This window comes from Rhizobium skierniewicense Ch11 (assembly GCF_023757665.1).
Lineage (GTDB): Bacteria > Pseudomonadota > Alphaproteobacteria > Rhizobiales > Rhizobiaceae > Agrobacterium > Agrobacterium skierniewicense.
In genome coordinates this window covers 40,656-58,856 of sequence record NZ_RXPG01000001.1, presented here as the reverse complement: position 1 = coordinate 58,856, position 18,201 = coordinate 40,656, and the positions used below count along the sequence as shown (strand labels likewise).

Annotated in this window: 16 protein-coding genes; 5 read left to right on the top strand and 11 right to left on the bottom strand. The window is 56.3% G+C overall.

Annotated features, from left to right (window positions below; genetic code table 11):
• Position 1 precedes the first annotated feature (1 nt).
• Both EKM04_RS00275 and EKM04_RS00270 read left to right on the top strand, forming a co-directional pair.
• Positions 2-1,558: an amidase gene (locus EKM04_RS00275; protein WP_183894559.1), complete on the top strand. Its 1,557-nt coding sequence runs from the start codon at positions 2-4 to the stop codon at positions 1,556-1,558.
• 60 nt (positions 1,559-1,618) lie between these two features.
• The gene (locus tag EKM04_RS00270; RefSeq protein ID WP_183895069.1) at positions 1,619-2,227 is read left to right on the top strand and encodes an isochorismatase family protein; all 609 of its coding nucleotides are present in this window, start codon (positions 1,619-1,621) and stop codon (positions 2,225-2,227) included.
• A gap of 7 nt (positions 2,228-2,234) precedes the next feature.
• Here the strand turns inward: EKM04_RS00270 and EKM04_RS00265 are convergent, their stop codons facing one another.
• Positions 2,235-2,879: a 3-oxoacid CoA-transferase subunit B gene (locus tag EKM04_RS00265; protein ID WP_183894557.1), complete on the bottom strand. Its 645-nt coding sequence runs from the start codon at positions 2,877-2,879 to the stop codon at positions 2,235-2,237.
• Between the two features lies 1 nt (position 2,880).
• Positions 2,881-3,594 carry a CoA transferase subunit A gene (locus EKM04_RS00260; RefSeq protein ID WP_183894555.1) on the bottom strand — a complete coding sequence of 238 codons (714 nt, stop codon included), beginning with the start codon at positions 3,592-3,594 and terminating at the stop codon, positions 2,881-2,883.
• Positions 3,595-3,699: 105 nt separating this feature from the next.
• Between EKM04_RS00260 and EKM04_RS00255 the strand changes: the two genes are divergently transcribed.
• On the top strand, positions 3,700-4,266 hold the full coding sequence (locus tag EKM04_RS00255; RefSeq protein WP_268842295.1) for a LuxR C-terminal-related transcriptional regulator: 567 nt from the start codon (positions 3,700-3,702) through the stop codon (positions 4,264-4,266).
• On the opposite strand, the gene EKM04_RS00250 is transcribed toward EKM04_RS00255, so the two are convergent.
• The 9 genes from EKM04_RS00250 to EKM04_RS00210 form a co-directional block, all read right to left on the bottom strand.
• Positions 4,263-6,083, bottom strand: a complete 1,821-nt coding sequence (locus EKM04_RS00250; protein WP_183894551.1) for an IucA/IucC family protein — start codon at positions 6,081-6,083, stop codon at positions 4,263-4,265. The genes EKM04_RS00255 and EKM04_RS00250 overlap by 4 nt on opposite strands.
• Complete coding sequence (locus tag EKM04_RS00245; protein WP_183894549.1) at positions 6,080-6,685, bottom strand: GNAT family N-acetyltransferase; 606 nt, start codon at positions 6,683-6,685, stop codon at positions 6,080-6,082. Before EKM04_RS00245 ends, EKM04_RS00250 begins: the two co-directional genes overlap by 4 nt.
• Positions 6,686-6,698: 13 nt before the next feature.
• Complete coding sequence (locus EKM04_RS00240) at positions 6,699-7,886, bottom strand: MFS transporter (RefSeq protein ID WP_183894547.1); 1,188 nt, start codon at positions 7,884-7,886, stop codon at positions 6,699-6,701.
• Positions 7,886-9,208, bottom strand: coding sequence for a lysine N(6)-hydroxylase/L-ornithine N(5)-oxygenase family protein (locus tag EKM04_RS00235; RefSeq protein WP_183894545.1), 1,323 nt, complete (start codon positions 9,206-9,208; stop codon positions 7,886-7,888). The genes EKM04_RS00240 and EKM04_RS00235 overlap by 1 nt, the downstream gene beginning before the upstream one ends.
• Positions 9,209-9,511: 303 nt before the next feature.
• Complete coding sequence (locus EKM04_RS00230) at positions 9,512-10,750, bottom strand: MFS transporter (RefSeq protein WP_183894543.1); 1,239 nt, start codon at positions 10,748-10,750, stop codon at positions 9,512-9,514.
• Entirely contained in the window at positions 10,750-13,137 is a 2,388-nt protein-coding gene (locus EKM04_RS00225) for a TonB-dependent siderophore receptor (protein WP_183894541.1), read from the bottom strand. Before EKM04_RS00225 ends, EKM04_RS00230 begins: the two co-directional genes overlap by 1 nt.
• Before the next feature lie 109 nt (positions 13,138-13,246).
• Positions 13,247-14,197, bottom strand: coding sequence for a FecR family protein (locus tag EKM04_RS00220; protein ID WP_234910893.1), 951 nt, complete (start codon positions 14,195-14,197; stop codon positions 13,247-13,249).
• A gap of 76 nt (positions 14,198-14,273) precedes the next feature.
• Positions 14,274-14,783 (bottom strand): RNA polymerase sigma factor, encoded by a 510-nt coding sequence (locus EKM04_RS00215; protein WP_183894538.1) that lies wholly within the window; start codon positions 14,781-14,783, stop codon positions 14,274-14,276.
• A 187-nt stretch (positions 14,784-14,970) separates the two neighbouring features.
• Complete coding sequence (locus tag EKM04_RS00210; protein WP_183894537.1) at positions 14,971-16,518, bottom strand: cryptochrome/photolyase family protein; 1,548 nt, start codon at positions 16,516-16,518, stop codon at positions 14,971-14,973.
• 346 nt (positions 16,519-16,864) lie between these two features.
• Here EKM04_RS00210 and EKM04_RS00205 point away from each other — a divergent pair, with 346 nt between their 5' ends.
• The gene (locus EKM04_RS00205; RefSeq protein WP_174155970.1) at positions 16,865-17,533 is read left to right on the top strand and encodes an amino acid ABC transporter permease; all 669 of its coding nucleotides are present in this window, start codon (positions 16,865-16,867) and stop codon (positions 17,531-17,533) included.
• A gap of 10 nt (positions 17,534-17,543) precedes the next feature.
• A complete protein-coding gene (locus EKM04_RS00200) occupies positions 17,544-18,194 on the top strand; it encodes an amino acid ABC transporter permease (RefSeq protein WP_174155969.1) in 651 nt (216 codons plus the stop codon).
• Positions 18,195-18,201 lie beyond the last annotated feature (7 nt).

Genomic DNA, 18,201 nt, shown 5'->3' with positions numbered 1-18,201 from the left:
AATGAACCGGACGCCTCCCGCAATGGTGGTCGCCGACCCGGCGATCAAGATCGGTCATGCGTTCGATCCTCTCGAGCTTATCGACCCCGGCCTGGCAGATCGAACCTATCGTTTGGCGCCAGCGCCGGACAATGGACTGGCCGCCGCGCCGGTCCCGTCCTTATCTGCCGATCTGCCATGGCGCACGGCTGGCGTCGAAGAACTCCTTTCGGCGTTTGCGGAAAATCGCATCTCACCCACCGGCGTTCTGGATGAACTGAACGATGCGATCCGGTCCAGCACGGCTGGTGCTGAGGCCGTGTTGCGTTTTGTACCGGGCTTTGAGGCTGCGGCTCGAGACAGCGAAACACGCTGGCGCAACGGCACGGCGAGGCCGCTGGAGGGTATACCCTTCGGCGTGAAGGATATTATCGACGTCGCCGGTGCAAGCGTCACCTCCGGCTCACATTTTACAGGCAAGCGCATTGCACCTGATGATGCCGCCGTCGTAGCGCGATTGCGCGCAGCTGGCGCCATACCCTTTGCCATGACGGCCACCACCGAATTTGCAACCGGTTCACCGCACAATCCGCGTTTTGGCACGGTGACCAACCCGTGGGATAAAACCCGCTGGACCGGGGGCTCGTCCACCGGGTCCGGTGCCGGGCTTGCCGCCCGGCTCATGCCGTTGGCGCTGGGGACGGACACCGGCGGCTCCATCCGCGTTCCCTCCTGCTGGTGCGGCACGACCGGGCTGAAACCCAGTCGGGAGCGCGTGTCTCGCGCAGGCGTCGCCCCCCTATCGTGGACGCTCGATCATATCGGCCCAATGGCGCGTTCTGCCAGGGATATTGCCCGTGTCCTGCCTTTCATGACGGCGCAATCCGAAGCGGATCTCAATGCGCACTGTGGGGATGTTCTGGCCGATCATGCGGTCAAGGGACTACGGATCGGCGTGCCCGCAAACTGGTTTACAGAGCTGGTCGATGACGCGGTTCTGGTCAATTGGGAACTGGCGCTGAAAACGCTGGAAGCCCTTGGCTGCAGTCTCGTGCCTTTGCCAAGGATCGATCTAGCGCCCTGGCATGAAGCCGGTTGGATCATTCTTCAATGCGAATTGGCCACCCTGCATTCGCAAAGGCTCGACCGCGCGGAACTCTTCGATCCCGGGCTATTGCACCGGCTGACGAATGGGCTTGCATTTTCTGCGGTTGACTATGCGCGGGCGCTTCAGGTGCGGGCAGAGGCGCAGATGGGTTTTCTCAGCGCCATGGCCGATGTCGATCTCGTCATGACACCCGGTGTTGGTGGCGAAGCCGGTCGGCTCGATAGCCTGACCGTCGATGTCAACGGCGAGGCTCAATCCTTTCAGTCGCTGATCTCCCGCAACACCATGATTTTTGATGTGACGGGACTGCCTGCTCTGATGCTGCCAGCGGGCCTTGGTCACACCGGCTTGCCGACCGGAATCCAGATCGTGGGGCGACCCAATGCCGATGCGCTGTGCCTGCGTGCAGGTGCGGCTTTTCAAGCAAGCACCTCCCATCATCAGTTGAGCCCGCCCGGCCTGCTTTCATGATCATGGCTGAAGGACAAACATGAAACGAGGGAATGATAGTCCGTGACAGACACCGAACTGATGGCGAACTACGCCAGCGCCTATAACAATCGCATCGGCTTCGGCAAAAAGCCTGCTTTGGTGCTGGTCGATTTTGTTCAGGCCTATTTCGAACCGGACAGTCCGCTGTTTGCTGGCGTTGACGCCGCTCTCGCAAGCGCGCTGAGAATACGCACGCTGGCACGGGAAAAGAGTATTCCCGTTATTTTGACCGGTGTGACACTCCATCCAAGCGGGCTCGACGGTGGCCGGTTTTTTCAAAAAGCCAAACCACTGTCATGCTTCACAGCAGGTAATCCAATGGGGGCGTGGCCCGAGGGGCTGGCTCCCTATCCGGATGAATTTGTGGTGACCAAACAATATCCCAGCGCATTTTTCGGCACATCGCTTGCGTCTCTGTTGACCGCGATGGGAATCGACAATGTTATCCTCACCGGCCTGACGACCAGTGGCTGCGTCCGCGCATCCTGCGTTGATGCCATGTCGCACGGCTTCATCACCACCGTCGTGCGCGACGCCTGTGGTGACCGTCACCCGGCGCCGCACGAGGCCAACCTGTTCGACATGAATGCCAAATATGCCGACGTTGTTTCAGAGTCAGAGATTACGGCGTTTATTAAAGGGCTTTGATTGATGCTCAAGCCAGGGCAATGTCGAACGCCGCATCCGTTTTCGAGCGTATCTCATCGACAGACACGCCGTCGGCCAACTCGATCAACGTCGCCGTGGGATGTCCTTGACGCGCAAGGGTAAAGACACCCAGGTCGGTGATGAGAAGATCGGTGACGCGCCTGCCCGTGAGCGGAAGACTGCATTCCCTCAGGAATTTCGGCTCGCCCTTCGCCTCGTGTTCCATGACCACGACGACGCGCTTGACGCCCGCCACCAGATCCATTGCGCCGCCCATACCCTTGACCATTTTGCCGGGGATCATCCAGTTGGCGAGATCGCCGCTCTCGGAAACCTGCATGGCGCCAAGGATCGAAAGATCAATATGGCCGCCGCGAACCATCGCAAAACTGTCGGCCGATGAAAAATAGCTGGTTTTGGCAAGCTCCGTGATCGTCTGCTTTCCGGCATTGATCAGGTCGGCGTCTTCCTCTCCCTCGAATGGAAAAGGCCCCATGCCCAGCATTCCGTTTTCACTTTGTAGCGTCACTTCTATGCCGTGCGGAATGTAATTCGCAACGAGGGTCGGGATGCCGATGCCCAGATTGACGTAGAAGCCATCCTGTAGTTCTGTCGCGGCGCGGGCCGCCATTTGTTCCCGGGTCCAGGCCATCTTAGACGTTCTCCTGCTGCGTCTTGCGAACGGTGCGCTGCTCGATCCGTTTCTCAGGGTCGGGAACATGGACCACGTGCTGAACGAAAATGCCCGGCGTATGGACATGGTCGGGATCGATCTCTCCCGCGGTCACGAGGTGCTCGACTTCGGCAACTGTCAGTTTCGCAGCCGTTGCCATGACCGGGTTGAAGTTGCGCGCGGTTTTTCGGTAGACGAGGTTGCCTTCAGTGTCGCCGATATGGGCATGGACAATCGTCAGATCCGCAACCAGTCCGGTTTCCATGACATAATCGCTGTCGCCAAACCGACGAACCTCTTTTCCCTCCGCGATAAGTGTACCAACACCTGTCTTGGTGTAAAAGGCGGGGATGCCTGCGCCACCCGCACGGATGCGCTCCGCCAAAGTCCCTTGGGGGTTAAACTCAAGCTCCAGAGCACCAGACAGAAACTGCTCGGCAAACAGCTTGTTTTCACCCACATAGGACGAAATCATCCTCCGGATCTGTTTTGTTTCCAAAAGGATGCCGAGGCCAAACCCATCGACGCCAGCATTGTTGGAAATGACAGTGAGGTCTTTGACACCGGACAGGCGAATGGCCTCGATGAGGCTGTTTGGAATGCCGCAGAGACCAAAGCCACCCGACATGATCGTCATACCGTCGTGCAATGCACCCGCAAGCGCGTCCACGGCCGTCGTTTTTACCTTGCGCATCTCTCCTCCTTTTCCACCGCAAAACCGCGCGGCAGAGACCTAAAAGCTATGCTTGATTATCGGGGCAGGTTAGCCGTATTTATACGGCATGGAAGAGGGCAAAGGTTGAAAGACGATCAGGACGAAACGCGTGTTCTTTTGAGCGAGATACCGGTGCCGATGGTGTATGCCACGCATCGGATCATCCGGGATTGCAACGAGGAATTCGCCGGACTTTTCGGCTATGAACGCGCAGAGCTGGTCGACCAGAGCTTTGCCCGTCTCTACCCCAAACATGCCGACTTTGTGCAGACGGGACGCATGTGGAAAGCGCATCTTCCCGGCGGGAAGGTCTATTACGATGAACGCATCATGACGACGAGTGATGGCAGGCGGTTCTGGTGCCAGGTCCATGGCAGGACACGCCACGCGACAGACCCTTTTGCACAGGCGCTTTATTGTTTTCAACCCATTACCCGCCCCGTTGTTCAGCAACGCCTGAGCCTGACGGACCGGCAGAGACAAATCGTGACGCTGGTTTCGCAAGGCAAAACCAACGCGGCCATTGCCGCCGAACTTGGTCTATCACCGCGAACCATCGAGTCCCATCGCGCAAGACTGATGAAGACTGCCGGGCTAAAAAACACGGCAGCCCTCGTCGCGCATTTTACCAGCGACTCTGATGACGCCTAGCGGAAGCGGGCCAGCGGGTTTTCCAGTTCGCCGATATATTGAAGGCTGTCCTCGGGATTCAGCAAATCCAGCATCTGCTGGTTGTTGTTGAGTTGCAGCCTGTTCAGGCAATTGCGCACAAAGCGCTCTGCGAAAAAGTCGTAGCGCTGGTATTTGTCCGCATGCTCAGGATGTTCGGCCTGATAGGTGCGGAAGCATTCCGCGACCAGGCTCCAGAAGCGGTCCTCATGCAGGGTGTCCGTTTCATGCAGCGTTGCAGAGAGGTACCGGAAGAAGCAATCGAACACATCGGTGAAGATGCAGTTCGGCTTCATCTTTTCGTCCAGCGTATAGGATATCCGCGATATCTCTTCTGGCACCTCGATCGAGCCGTTCAGAATACCGATTTCCTCTCCGATATCCTTCATGATGGCGCGAACCGGAACATTGTCTTCCAGCACGAGAATGAGATTTTCGCCGTGGGGCATAAAAGCCAGATCATAGCGATAGAAGCAATGGATAAGGGGCGCCAGATAGGCTTTCAGGTAGGCCGCTATCCAGTCTTGCGCATCCAGCTTTGAGGCGGCAATCAATTCCGCCACCAGGGATACGCCATCCTTATCCTTATGCAGCAGCGCTGCCATCGTCATGATCCGCTCGTTTGCGCGCAGGCGCGGCAGAGGACTTTCGCGCCAGAGCGCCGAAAGCATTTTCTTATAGGGCGAATCGAGCTTCAGTCCCTGATCGTAGTAGGGATAACGGTAGCCAATGGCGGCGACTTCGCGCAAAATACTGAAGCCGTTCGGGCGCAGATACGCGTCGGTCGATATGAGGTCATCCAGCCATTCGTTGATAGCGGGTGTCGCCAGCATATATTTGGGTGACAGGCCGCGCATGAAGCCCATATTCAGAACGGAAATCCCGGTTTTGACATAGTGCTTGCGATTGTCGGTCGCGTTGAAAAACGTTCTGATCGATTGCTGCGCCGTGTAGCTGTCGTTTCCATAGCCAAGGCACACGATGTAGCGGCGCGCTACGTCTGCGGCAAAGGTTATCGCCAGCTTGTTGAACCATTGCCAGGGATGCGCCGGCATCAACCAGTAATCATCCGGGTTCAAGCCAAGCCGTGTCAAGCGTGTCTCGAAGCCATCCAGACTGGCTTCATCAAGTTCCTCTGCAATCAGGCTGTGATAGTCGAGTTCCGTGATCGAGGTGAAGGTCGCCCGCTCCTTGCTGACCGCCAGCCAGACAATCTGGACGGGGTGCGCGGCTTCAGGTGTGTAAAGTCGGTAGTCGATGGCGTCGAAACCGATGCGCCCATTATTGGCTATGAAGGTCGGATGCCCCTCCGTCATGCCCGCCTCGATCGTCTGATAATCAGCCAGAGCCAGCTGCTTGGATGAGATATGGCGCTCCTCGCGTTTGTATGACGCGCCATAAAGTGTCGTGGACACCTCTTCCAGATAGGTGGGCAGCATGGCGTCCTTGATTCCCAATACAGGCGCAAATTCGAGGATGAGCGAAAGTGCATCCAGCGGCGCGTCATGGCCCGCGACAGTCTTTTCGATTGTTTCAGGGTCTATGGACCAATGGTCCAGCGCCAATCGTCTTGCCTTGAAGCGATAGACGGTCGCACTCTGCTCTTCCGAGCACACCTCATAAAGTCCCCAATCGCCTTCGCTTGAAAGACGTTTCGGAGCGAGAAGCAGTTCATGGGAAAACTCTGCCAGCGCCTTGTGCACGAGGTGTCGGTTGACATCCTCCCAAACCAGCGGGCCAAGATGTGCGGATGCCTTTTCAGGCGAAAAGGAGGGTGTTGGGAACGCGGAGATATTCATTCGTTTATGTCCTGTTCAAGAGTTTTATAAAACGCGTCTCGGGTGACGAAAGACAAAAGCGCCGTCTTTTCTTCCAGCTCAATGGTACGGGCGCTGACGAAGCCGACCTTGCGGTTGAGTTCATGAACCTTTTCGTTTCGAACATCCGGCTCGACCACGAGGCGTTTGACGAGCGGATTGTCGAAGTGGAAGCTCAAGACCGTGCGGATGATGGCCAGCGTAAAGCCGGAAATTGTCCGGCGCGGGGGGGCGACGAGAAAATGCATGCCCCAATCTCCCGCCTCTACCTCGTAATGCTTGCCCACCTGATCATGTTTGGGATCGTAGGATTCGACGATGAAGGCGGGATGGCCCTCGAAAAAGCCCATGTAGCTTGCCGCATGACCACTGGCATTGAGCTGTGCATAAAAGGTCGCAATCTCGTTTTGCGAATAATGTCCCATGTTCCAGAAACGCGCATAGTCTCGTGTGAACCAGTCATGCAGCTTTGCGCTGTCGGCGTGCGGTTCAAGCGGGCATAGAGACAGTTCCCCGACATTTGCATGGTCTTGCGCAAAGACTATCGGACGTTCTGTTGCGGTTGAGAGTTTGGTGTTGAGCATGATCATCCCCTTGTCAGGCAAGTTGTGGGCCGGGGTCGGCTGACCCGAGGTTCGGTCTCAAGGTCACGCGGTACAGAAACAGCGTGGCAAGCACGACGATGGCTGCAACGGCAAAAGAGAGCCCTGCACCGAAACGCTGGCTCAGCACGCCGCTCACCAGGGCAGCGAGCATCACGCCGCTGTTGCGGGCAATGTTGAGAAGGCTGAAGCCTGATGCATAGTGAGCCTTTTGGGCCCGTTCGAAAAACAGCGCATCAAGACCGATGGTGACGCGATAGAGCCCGATTCCGTAAATGATGCGGCCTATGATGATGCAGGCCTGATCCGGAACAGCTTGGACCGCCAGACCTAGGCCCGTGAGGACGAGGCCGATTTCGTTTCGGCGCCAGACCTGGCTGCCACCACCGCGCCAAAACCCATGCGCCAATATGGCAAGGGCTACGAAACCCGGTATGGCATAGACGATGCCGGCCAGATCCGGTGAGGCGCCGATAGCAACCGACTGCCACCACACGGTCATGAACGGCATCGACATGTAAAAACCGAAGTAGAAGAAGAACATCACGATCAGGAGGGACGTAAAACTCTTCTTGTCTTCCGGCATCACGGCAACGATGCTTTTTGTGTCCTCGGCGCTGGATTGCCGGGCCCTTGCCACGGAAGCTGTCTTGAGCAGGATGGCACAAATACCGGCCTGTATGATATCGCCCAGACCCATGATGACGTAGGGCAACGCATAGCCCCAGGAACCCACGACATGGCCACCGGATACGGCACCGACAATGCCGCCGAAATGGACGATAACGGCCAGCGCACCGATTGTCGCCGCATGCTTTTCCACGGGCTGCATGGCAATGACGTAGGGATACATCAGCAGATAGCTCGCCTTGAAGCACACCATCACGAGGGATGAGACCCAGAAGCTGGCAATGTCTGTTGCCATGTAGCAGGCGAGGCTGAACCCGGCAGCAGCCAGTTGTGTCCAGATCAGCACACCAATCGTGTCATGTCGCCTGGCAATGGCAACCCATGCCGGAAACGCCAGCATGACCGCGAGCGATATCGACGCCAGATAGGCGCCGACGGTAAACGGTGATGAAATGTCGAACCGCGCGACAAACAGCTGCGGATAGTAAGGCAGAAGCATCGTGTCACTGACAACGGCGATGGCGGTCATCGCCAGCAGAGCTGTTCTCAGCATCATGCCACCACGCGGGCTGACGTGACTTCGCTCAGACCGCGGACATCGAAGGTCTGGAACGCGGTTTCCTGTTCGATTGCGTAGACCTCGTATCCTGCAATTTCACGCAAAATCGTGGCGTTTCGCAAGCATGCCATGCCAAGGTCGGGTGCGACAAATCCGTGCGTGTGGATATCGAGGTTTTGAACGAAGACTTCACCTCCCGCATGGTCCACCGCATAATTGGCGCCAACATCAAGCCTGCCTTTGCCGTCACGCTTCAAGCGCTCGGCGATACCGCTCAGGAACTCCGGCTCCTTGTAGTCGTAGCCAGTGGCCAGAATGACGGCATCTGCCTGTCGCGTGAATGTGATGTCCTGTTCCCGCTGCCGAAACTCCAGCGAAAATTCCTGCCGTCCGGGCGAGTGGCGCACATCCACAAGCTCACTGTTGGGAATGAGATGGGTCGCGACAGGTCCCTTCAGGCTTTTGCGATAGAGAAGGTCGTAAATGTCCTTCAGCAGACTGGCATTGATGCCCTTGAAAAGGGCTGACTGCTCCTGCAGAACCCGGTCCCGGGTGTCGTCCGGCAGATTATGGAAATAATGGGCGTAATCAGGCGATGTCATTTCCAGATTGAGCTTCGTCAAGTCCAGAGGAAAGAACCGTTGCGACCGCGTGACCCAGTCGATGCTGTAATCGTGGTTATCGATATCAGATAAGAGGTCGTGATAAATTTCGGCTGCACTCTGCCCACTGCCGACGATCACAATCGATTTGCGGGCTTGAAGCTGCTTCTTGTTCGCCAGATATTGTGACGAATGGGTCATATGCTGCGCCAGCTTTTTGCAGCAGGCGGGTACCGATGGCGATGTTCCCGTTCCCACGACCAATCGACGGGTTTCTATCTTTTTGATCCCGCCGAGACGATCCGCGACTGTCAGCTTGTAGAGGCTGGCTCCCCTGTCGTATCTGACATCCTTCACCGTGTGACCGAATTTCAGATTGTCCAGTTTGGCAGCCGCCCACTGGCAGTAAAGATTGTACTCGCTGCGCAGAAGGAAGAAGTCTTCTCGCGTGTAGAACGCGTAAATCTTGCCTTGCTCCTTCGCATAATTAAGGAAAGTGAAGGGGCTGGTCGGATCCGCCAGGGTGACGAGATCGCCCATGAACGGGGTCTGCAAGGTCGCATTCTCCAGGAGCATTCCCGGATGCCAGTTGAATCCATGGTTCCGGTCGAGGAAGACAGACCGTAATTCAGGGACCGGGCTGGCAAGGCAAGCCAGACCGAGATTGAACGGGCCAAGCCCGACACCGGTGAAATCATAAATTGTATTTTCCATTGGCGCCTCCGACGTTGCGCTCGTTTTTATAAATATGACAAAATAAATCAAGTATTATTTTGCTAATTTTTTGGGGGTAAAAAATAGATAGGTACGGAATGAAAAATAGGATGGTAAGGGCATAATTTGGCCCCGAATTTTTACCAAAAATTCTGTTATATCAGTGATCTTGAGCAGATTAACTCGCCCATCCGCGGTCGTGTTCCGCGATGATGGTGACAATGGCCGTCTCTAGCTATTTGATTTTATCGCCACCATTTCTAAGTGGTCGACAGATATCGAAAAATACAATTTATAAGTTAATCAGGATGCAGCTGCCAGAGCCGCACTCCGCCTTGAAAGCAGCAGGATGGCGGGAGCAGCGAGTGCAGATATGCCGGCAGCAACCAGGAAAGATGTGTGGTAGCCGAAACGCTCAGCAATTGCGCCTGCACCGACGCCTCCGGCCATGCTGACAATGCCATCCATACATTGGAATAGGGTGAAATCCACACCCGCCTGTTTTGGATCGCACCAGCCCATGAAACTTGCATAAAGGGCGACAAACCCAATCGACATGACACCGGATGAACTGGTGATCGCAATCGTCATGACGACCCAGTCGGCAATGTCGCGGTGAAGGCTGAAGGCAGCGAAGGCGCAGAGCAAAATCGCCTGGACCACGATCGATAAGACAAGGACCCGCGACGAACCATAAAGACGCACCAAAAACCCGCCCAAAAGCGCGCCGCCGAAGCCGACGACCATGCTTCCGACGCCGTTGAAAAGTCCCAATGTTGCCAGATCGAACCCGTAATCGATCAGGAAGGGCCCCAGCATCGCCAGCCCCCATTTTTGAGCCGCAACATAGATCGCGGCGATGATGAGACCGATTTGTATGTGGGGACGCTTCAGCGCGCGCAGGATGGATGGTCTCTGGTCGCGGGTCTCGACCTTGGCTTTCGCGGCGGGTCCGAAGACAAACGGCACGGCAAGCACAAGCACGAGGCCTGCCATGACCAGTGTCGCGCTTTTCCATCCGTACCAATCGACAAGAACAAGGAACAGGCCTGCTCCTATGGCAGAGCCAAGATAGGCGCCACCGACCTGTGCGGCATTTGCCCATCCGTGGTGCTTGACCGCCAGTGTTTCGACAGCGTATCCATCGCAGGCGATATCGACGGTCGCAGTCACCACCGCAATAACGAACAGAATGGCGATGGCCGTGCTGACAGGGGATGGCCCGGTAAATGCCAGGACGACCAGACCGCATGCGCAGATCGCCACCCCCGCGCCGACGATGAGCCGTGATCTGTTTTTCCCCACACGCGGCAGCCGGTAGCGCTCGATGAGGGGTGCCCAGAGAAACTTCAATGCCCACGGCAAAACGATCAGATACAGAAGACCGATCTGATCCAGCGGAAGCCCGGCGGTTCTCAAAACCGCCGGAAGACCGAGAAATGTCAGCCCGCCGATGACGCTTTGTCCGACATAAAGACCGCTGACCGCCGCGAAGACGGCAAAAGGGGACGGCCTTGTATCAATGGGCGTGCGACGTATCATCAGAAGCTGTACTTGACGCTGGCAACAAATTTTCTGCCCTCATCGTAGAGGCAGTAACCGGTCGTGCAAACCTGTTTGACCTCATCGAGAAGGTTGCTGGCATTAACTTGCAGCTTCACGCCTTCCATCGCGTCATTGAGCTTGCCGAGATCATAACGCAACGCCGCGTCAACGAATGTCCGGGCCTCATTGGTTATGACTTTTGTATGGGCATCATCCCCGAAACTCGAGCCGACATATCGCACGCCAGCGCCCAGGCCAAGACCTTCGAGTGCTCCACTCTGGACTTCGTAATCTGCCCAGAGCGAAAACATGTGATAGGGTGAGGAATTGAGCTGATTGCCAACCGTTGCAGGGCTCTGCCTAGTGATTTCGGCGTCGTTGTAGGAATAGCCACCGGTAAAGCTCAAACCGTTGTCGAGGGATGCTGTCACTTCGAGCTCAACGCCACGTGAACGAAGGTCAAGTTGCCTCAGGGACATCGTGTTGGTATCAAAAAGAGAGGAATCCTTTTGCCTGATGTCAAAATAGGCCGCAGAGAGAAGAATATTCTGGTCCGGTATCTCATATTTGACGCCAATCTCGTACTGCTTGCCGCGGGTCGGATTGGCCTGGTTAGTCGCACCGGTCAAGACCACGCCTGTGTTGGCGAGGTATGAGGTGCCATAACTGATATAGGGCATGACGTTCCATGACGTCACATAACCGATCGACGCCCGTCCTGTGGTCACGCTGTCCTTTCGCGATCCCCCTGCGCCGGCACTCGTGTAGTCGCTATCGTGCCAGTCATGCCTCAGACCAAGTCCGATACGCCAGGCATCAAGTTCGATTTGATCCTGAACGTAAAGACCAATCGAGTTCTGCTTCTGCGTCTCCACGTAGTTGACGGCAGGGATGTAGGTGAAGGTTGGGGTGAACAGGTTTGGCCCGGAGCCTTGCCGCGATTCATATTCCATGAAGCTGTAATCAATGCCGCCGATCAGTTTATGCTGGGCAGCTCCTGTCTGGAAATCCGCCTCAAGATATGTGTCGGTCGCCAACCCTCTGTTGTCTTCATAGACAATGCCTGGAAAGTTGCTGTCGACGTATTCCTGACGGGTCGAGAGATCGGAGTAGCGCAGCTTGTGATGCAGCGTCAGAGTATCGTTGATCTCATGTTCAAGCTCATAGCCGATCCGCCACTGCTTTTGCTCAAAGTCGTTGAAACGGCTGTCGCCACTGTAGATGGGCTGCGCACCCGTGGACACATTATTGCTGTCGAAGGTGTTGACGTAGCCCCAGGTTCCGCCCGTGGTCGAATCCATATATTCACCGAGGATCGTGAACTTGGTGCCTTCGTCCGGCTTCCAAGTTACCGCCGGAGCGATCATCACGCGGTCATCCTTGATCGCTTTGATCTCGTTGCGACCATCACGCGCAACACCTGTCAAACGATACAGGACCGAGCCGTCATCCGTAACGGGGCCGGACAGATCGAAGGCGCCTTGAACGCGCCCATAGGAGCCATATTGAAGCTCTACTTCTCGGATCTGTTCTTCCGTCGGGCGCTTTGAAATCATGTCGACAATGCCGCCGGAACTGCTGGCACCGTAGACAGAGGCCGCCGGCCCACGTAGAATGGTCAGCGCTTCCAAGCCGTAAGGCTCCAACCGGAAAAGCCCATTTGGACTGCTGATCTGGCGCAGACCATCGCGGAAGACACCGGAATATGTCAGGTCTATCCCGCGAAGCTTGAACGTGTCGAAGCGTGGCTCCGTGCCATAGGCACCGCTTCTGGCGCCCGGGGTGTAATCGATCGCTTCTTTCAGATTCTGCGGCTGCCGGTCATCCAGTTGTTTCCGGCTCACCACCGATACCGACTGTGCGGTCTCCGCCACCGGAGTGTCTGTTTTCGTTGCCGAGCGGCCGGATTTTGCGAGATAGCCATTCGTTTCGATGATGCCGGCCACGCCTCCCGTGCCAGAGCCTTCAACGACGATTGTTTCTAGAACCGTCGAGCCATCATTGCTGACGGCCGCCTGTGGCGTTGCCGTCGAAGGATCGAAAATTCGAACCGTGTTGGAGCCTGTAATGGTGAAATTGAGGCCTGAGCCTGCCAGAAGCTGTGTGACTGCCGCCGAGACACTCAGAGGTCCACGAACACCAGCCGTGGTTTTTCCTCTTGTGATCGCCGACGGGTAGAGCATGCGCAAATTGGCTTGACGACCCAGCGTGAGGATAGCGCTTTCCAGGGGACCCGCAGGCACCGACAACGTGGCGGAAGCAGGCGTGGCAGCGGTGGTCTGCGCCTGCGCACGCGCGGCCCCCACAACGGTTACCAGCGATAGCCCCATCATCGCCGTTGTCGCCAGCCACAGTTTTGTATGTACCCGCTTCGCTAAAATCATCCTAGTGCCCCTTTACGCCTGAACAGCAACGCACTGCGCAAGCACGCAATGCATTCTGTTGACCTAGAGTGAAAAGGACACCGACCTCCTGACGTGCTCCAAGAGAAAATTATCGGGAGCGGACAAGGACCATCATGTCGGACAGCTTCGTCACCGTCACGGGCAGACTGCTTTCCAGGATACGCAGCGCTTGATTGGTGTCATGAAGATCGAAAATGCCCGAGACGCTCAAGCGCGCCGCCGTGTCGTCAAGGACGACAATCCGGCCATGGCGATATTGCGCCAAGACCTGAAGAACCTGTCGCAGCGACTGGCCGGAAAAAACAAGTTTGCCCTCACGCCAGGCCGTGTTGTTGCTGATATCCTGCCGCGAACGGACGGTGGCGCCATCGCTGTCCAGCGTTACCGCCTCCCCGGCCCTCAGTCTTGCACGGCCGGAAATCGTTTCAACCTCGACTTCGCCTTCTTCAACCTGCACCTCCTGCGGCAAAGAGCCATTTCCCGCGCGCACCGCATAATGGGTTCCCACCGCCTGCGCCGTCAAACCATCGTTATCGACAATGAAGGGGCGTTGCGGATTTTTGGCCACGTCGAAAAATGCTTCACCCCGCAACAGAACGATGCGCCGTTCGCGGTCGGAATAGCGCGTTTCGATCGCCGTATCGGAGTTGAGGCTGACCCTGGTGCCATCCTCCAGCATGATCATGCGGGTTTCACCAACCGAGGTATAGTGATCGGCCTGAAGTCGGTCGATAAGCCCGGTTTGGCGAGACAGCAGGACCGCTGCCCCGAGAAGACAAAGGAGACAGAGCGCGGTCAGCACTTTCTTGGCTGAGCGTGCCTTTTGATCTGATGCCGAGGCAAGAGTAACCGCACGCATATCGCCCCACAGGGCCGCCATGTCCTCATAGGCATCTCTATGGGATGGATCTGACGCCAGCCACACCCCGAACGCCTCGCGATCTGATGGCGATGCATCGGCCGACTGCATCCGCGCCACCCAAAGTGCTGCCTGTTCAGCAAGACCCTCATCGTTCGGGTCGCTGTAATGGTCATGCATAGAGATCGCCATTCTCAATCAGGTTACGTTTAGCATCCTTATATATTGAGTGAAAAACATGCGAGCGCCTGACGTTCTACCGGCTGTTTATTTTTGCCCGTGCCTGACGGCAGTGGAGCAGGGCTTTTATGATGTGCTTCTCAACCATGTTGCGAGAGATTCCGAGCCGCGTCGCGATCTCGCCATTGGGCAGGCCGTTAATGCGGCTGAGCACAAAAACCTGCTGGCAACGCTTCGGCAAAGCCTCTATTTCGCGCGTCATGGCTACCAGATGCTGGCGCCCGTTGACGATCTGTTCCTGATCCGGCCTGTCGCAGGCCACACCGAGCTCGTCTTCCAACGAAACCAGCAGCGGACGTTCGCGGGACTGTTTGATGATGGTCAGTCGCGCAACCGATTTCGCGATCTGAAAGAGATAGGCCTGCGGATTTTCTATCGATGTTGTCTGAGAGACCTGCAAAACGCGCAAAGCCGTTTCCTGCATGGCATCGGCGGCATCTTCACGATCCCGAAGGCGGTGGCGGAAAAACCGCATAAGACGATTGCTCTCGTCCGTTTTCAAAAGGTGTAACAACGCTGTACTCATCGACCGACAACATCCAACAGCTTTTTTCGTCGATCCCCACCCTGGCCGTGTGAGGCGACATCGATTTAACATGATATAATTTGTCATGTTTATAAAGCTTGCAGTCTCAGTTCCAGATCAAAGATCTATGGTTGCGGAGGAGGAGGAAATTATCCGAGGCGCTGTGGCCGATTTGCACGGGTTGGCTTTAGACCAAGGTACCGTCATCGAGCTTCTTCAAAAAAACGCGAGCGCTTTGCGTGTAATCATTGCGTTTCTCATCGCTCATCCGGCGCCAATTTGCATAGGGCTGCGCCAGCCTGCGATTGGATGACAGTTTCTCGGCGTTTCTGTCCAGAAAATCCCAGTAGAGTGCGTTGAACGGACACGCGCCCTCACCGGTCTTGCGGTTCACATCATAGCGACAGCCTTCGCAATAATCCGACATTCGGGAAATATAGGCGCCGCTGGCCGCGTAAGGCTTGGAGCCCAGCAACCCGCCATCGGCAAACTGGCTCATGCCGATGACGTTGGGCAATTCTACCCACTCATAGGCGTCCGCGTAGACCTCGAGATACCACTCATGCACAGCATGGGGATCGAGCCCGGCCAGCATGGCGAAGTTGCCGGTGATCATGAGGCGTTGAATGTGATGGGCATAGGCGTTGTCGATGGTTTCGCCGATAACGGTCGAGAGACAGGCCATATCCGTCTTTCCGGTCCAGAAGAAATCCGGCAGCGGACGCGTTGCGCCAAAGAAATTGCGGTGTGCGTAATCCGGCATGAACATCCAGTAGACGCCGCGAATATATTCCCGCCAGCCGATGATCTGACGAATAAAGCCTTCCACGGCATTGATGGGGGCGTGACCCTGCAGGTAGGCGCGTTCTGCGGCCTGACACACGGCAAGGGGATCAAGAAGACCGATGTTGATGTAGAAGGACAGGAGCGAATGATTGAGATAGGGATCGCCTTTCACCATGGCATCCTGGGTTTCTCCGAATTTCGGCAGGAAATCTGCAATGAAGGTATCTGCTGTCTTCTCAGCCTCGGACCGCGTCACGGCCAGCGAGAAACCCTCCGATGAACCCATGTGATCGGCAAACCGGCAATCGACGAGACCCATGACCTCGCGCGTGGTTTCATCCGGCGAGAAGGTGGGATGACGGGGACGAAACAGATCCGGTTTTGCGGGCGCGCGGTTTTCGCTATCGAAATTCCAGCGGCCCGACGTCGGCGCATCACCCTCCATCAAAAGGCCCGTCTTGCGGCGCATCTCGCGATAGAAGAACTCCATCGTCAATTGACGGCGCCCCTCGGCCCAAAGGCGGAAGTCTTCGTGGGAGCAGAGAAACCGGGTGTCTGGCCGGATGTCCACCGAGAGACCTGTCTCCCTGTCCCAACCGTCCATCGCTTGCCTCACGCGCCACTCACCGGGCTCCGTCACAACGATGTTTTGCGGGCGCAGCGCCTCCACTGCCCTTTTCAGTTCTTTCGTGAAAGACCCGGTGTTATCGGCATCATCCAGCTTGATGTAGCGGACATTAAAACCTCGCTCAGAAAGCTCCGTACAGAAATGGCGCATGGCGGACAAAACGAAGATGATCTTTTTGCGGTGATGACGCACATAGGTCGTCTCCTCCGCGACCTCGCAAATCAAGATGACGTCATGTTCTGGCTGCGCGTCCCTCAACGACGAAATCGCCGTGGAGAGCTGGTCACCGAGGATGAAAATGAGGTTCCGGCATTCAGGCATCGTTCGACTATCCAGATGTTTTTAATGGAGTACGCAGGGCGACGACCAGCGGATTACAGGAATAAGAACCGGCAGACGAAAAGGTGCCAGAGTTTTTCAGTCCGACCCGAAACAGCTTCCGTTGAAGCCAAAAATACGCTGCAGGTAACAGCAAAAATCTCCACCGACCTGCGCTTGACACGTATGAACTAACTGGTACAAACATTACATTGCGACCATCAAAACGCGGGAGGCGTTGAAGCCGACAGAGCGAAGGTCAAAAGTAAAAACAGTTCTACCGTCGGATTTTGACGGTAGCGGCCTGAGGAGAGCGGCAAAACCGCTTTGGTCGAATTGGGGAGGATGGATGTCTTACGCGCTTGATTTTTCCGCAGTCTATGACCGCCTGCCCGAGCTTTTTCTGGCGTGCCTGGCGACGATCGGCCTCGCAATCGCCGGGATGTTCTTTGCAACGATCATCGGTGTTTTAGGCGTCATTGCCCGCGGCTCCAACGTCAAGCCTCTTCGTGTGTTGGTCATCAGCTTCGTCGAGCTCATCCGAAACACACCGTTTCTCGTACAGATCTTCTTCATCTTCTTCGCGCTTCCGCAACTTGGTCTGCGATTGAACCCAACGACGACGGCCATCGTCGCGCTGGCATTGAATGGTGGGGCCTACGCCATCGAAATCATTCGTGGCGGTGTGGATGCCGTGCCGAAAGGGCAAATCGAAGCCGGGCTAGCACTTGGTCTGCGTCGCGCACAAATCTTCCGTCACATCATTCTCAGACCTGCTTTGCGCGCCGTTTATCCCTCGCTGACCAGCCAGTTTATCATGCTGACCTTGACGACATCGGTCTGCACATCGATTGCGGCTTATGAGTTGACGTCGGTGGCGCAACGGATCGAAGCCGAGACCTTCCGTTCCTTCGAGGTCTACTTCTCCATCACACTGCTTTACCTTGTCATTTCCTCCCTGATGATGGGCGTGTTCGCGTTGATTTCGCGCCTTTCCTTCAGCTATCCGGTCAAGTGAGGCGAAAACAATGTTCTTAATCGGTCCCAACGAATTGTTTTTCCTGATGCAGGGTCTGAAATGGACCCTTGCGCTCACGGTCATCGGCTTCATCGGCGGCGGCGTTTTCGGTCTGTGCGTGGCACTGGCCAGAACTGCCGAGAGCAAGGTCAGCCAGCGGGTGACGGCCGGCTACATCACCGTATTTCAAGGCACGCCGCTCTTGATGCAACTCTTCGTCGTCTATTACGGCGTGGCGCTGGTAGGCCTGGATATCGACGCATGGATCGCCGTGGCCATCGCCTTTACACTCCATGCCAGCGCGTTTCTCGGTGAAATCTGGCGCGGTGGTATTCAGGCCGTCTCCAAGGGACAGACGGAAGCTGCCAAAGCACTCGGTCTTCATTACGTCTCGCGCATGAAGGACGTGGTTTTGCCGCAGGCCCTGAGGATTTCCCTGCCTGCGACCATCGGCTTTCTCGTTCAGCTCATCAAGGGCACATCGCTTGCCGCCATCGTCGGTTTCGTGGAGCTATCCCGCGCGGGGCAGATCGTTTCCAACCAGACATACAAGCCGCTGACGGTCTTTGCGATCGTCGGGCTCATCTATTTTCTCATCTGCTGGCCGCTTTCGCTGTGGGGCGCCGGTGTCGAGAAGCGGCTTCAAACCGCATCTCGTTAATTTATCA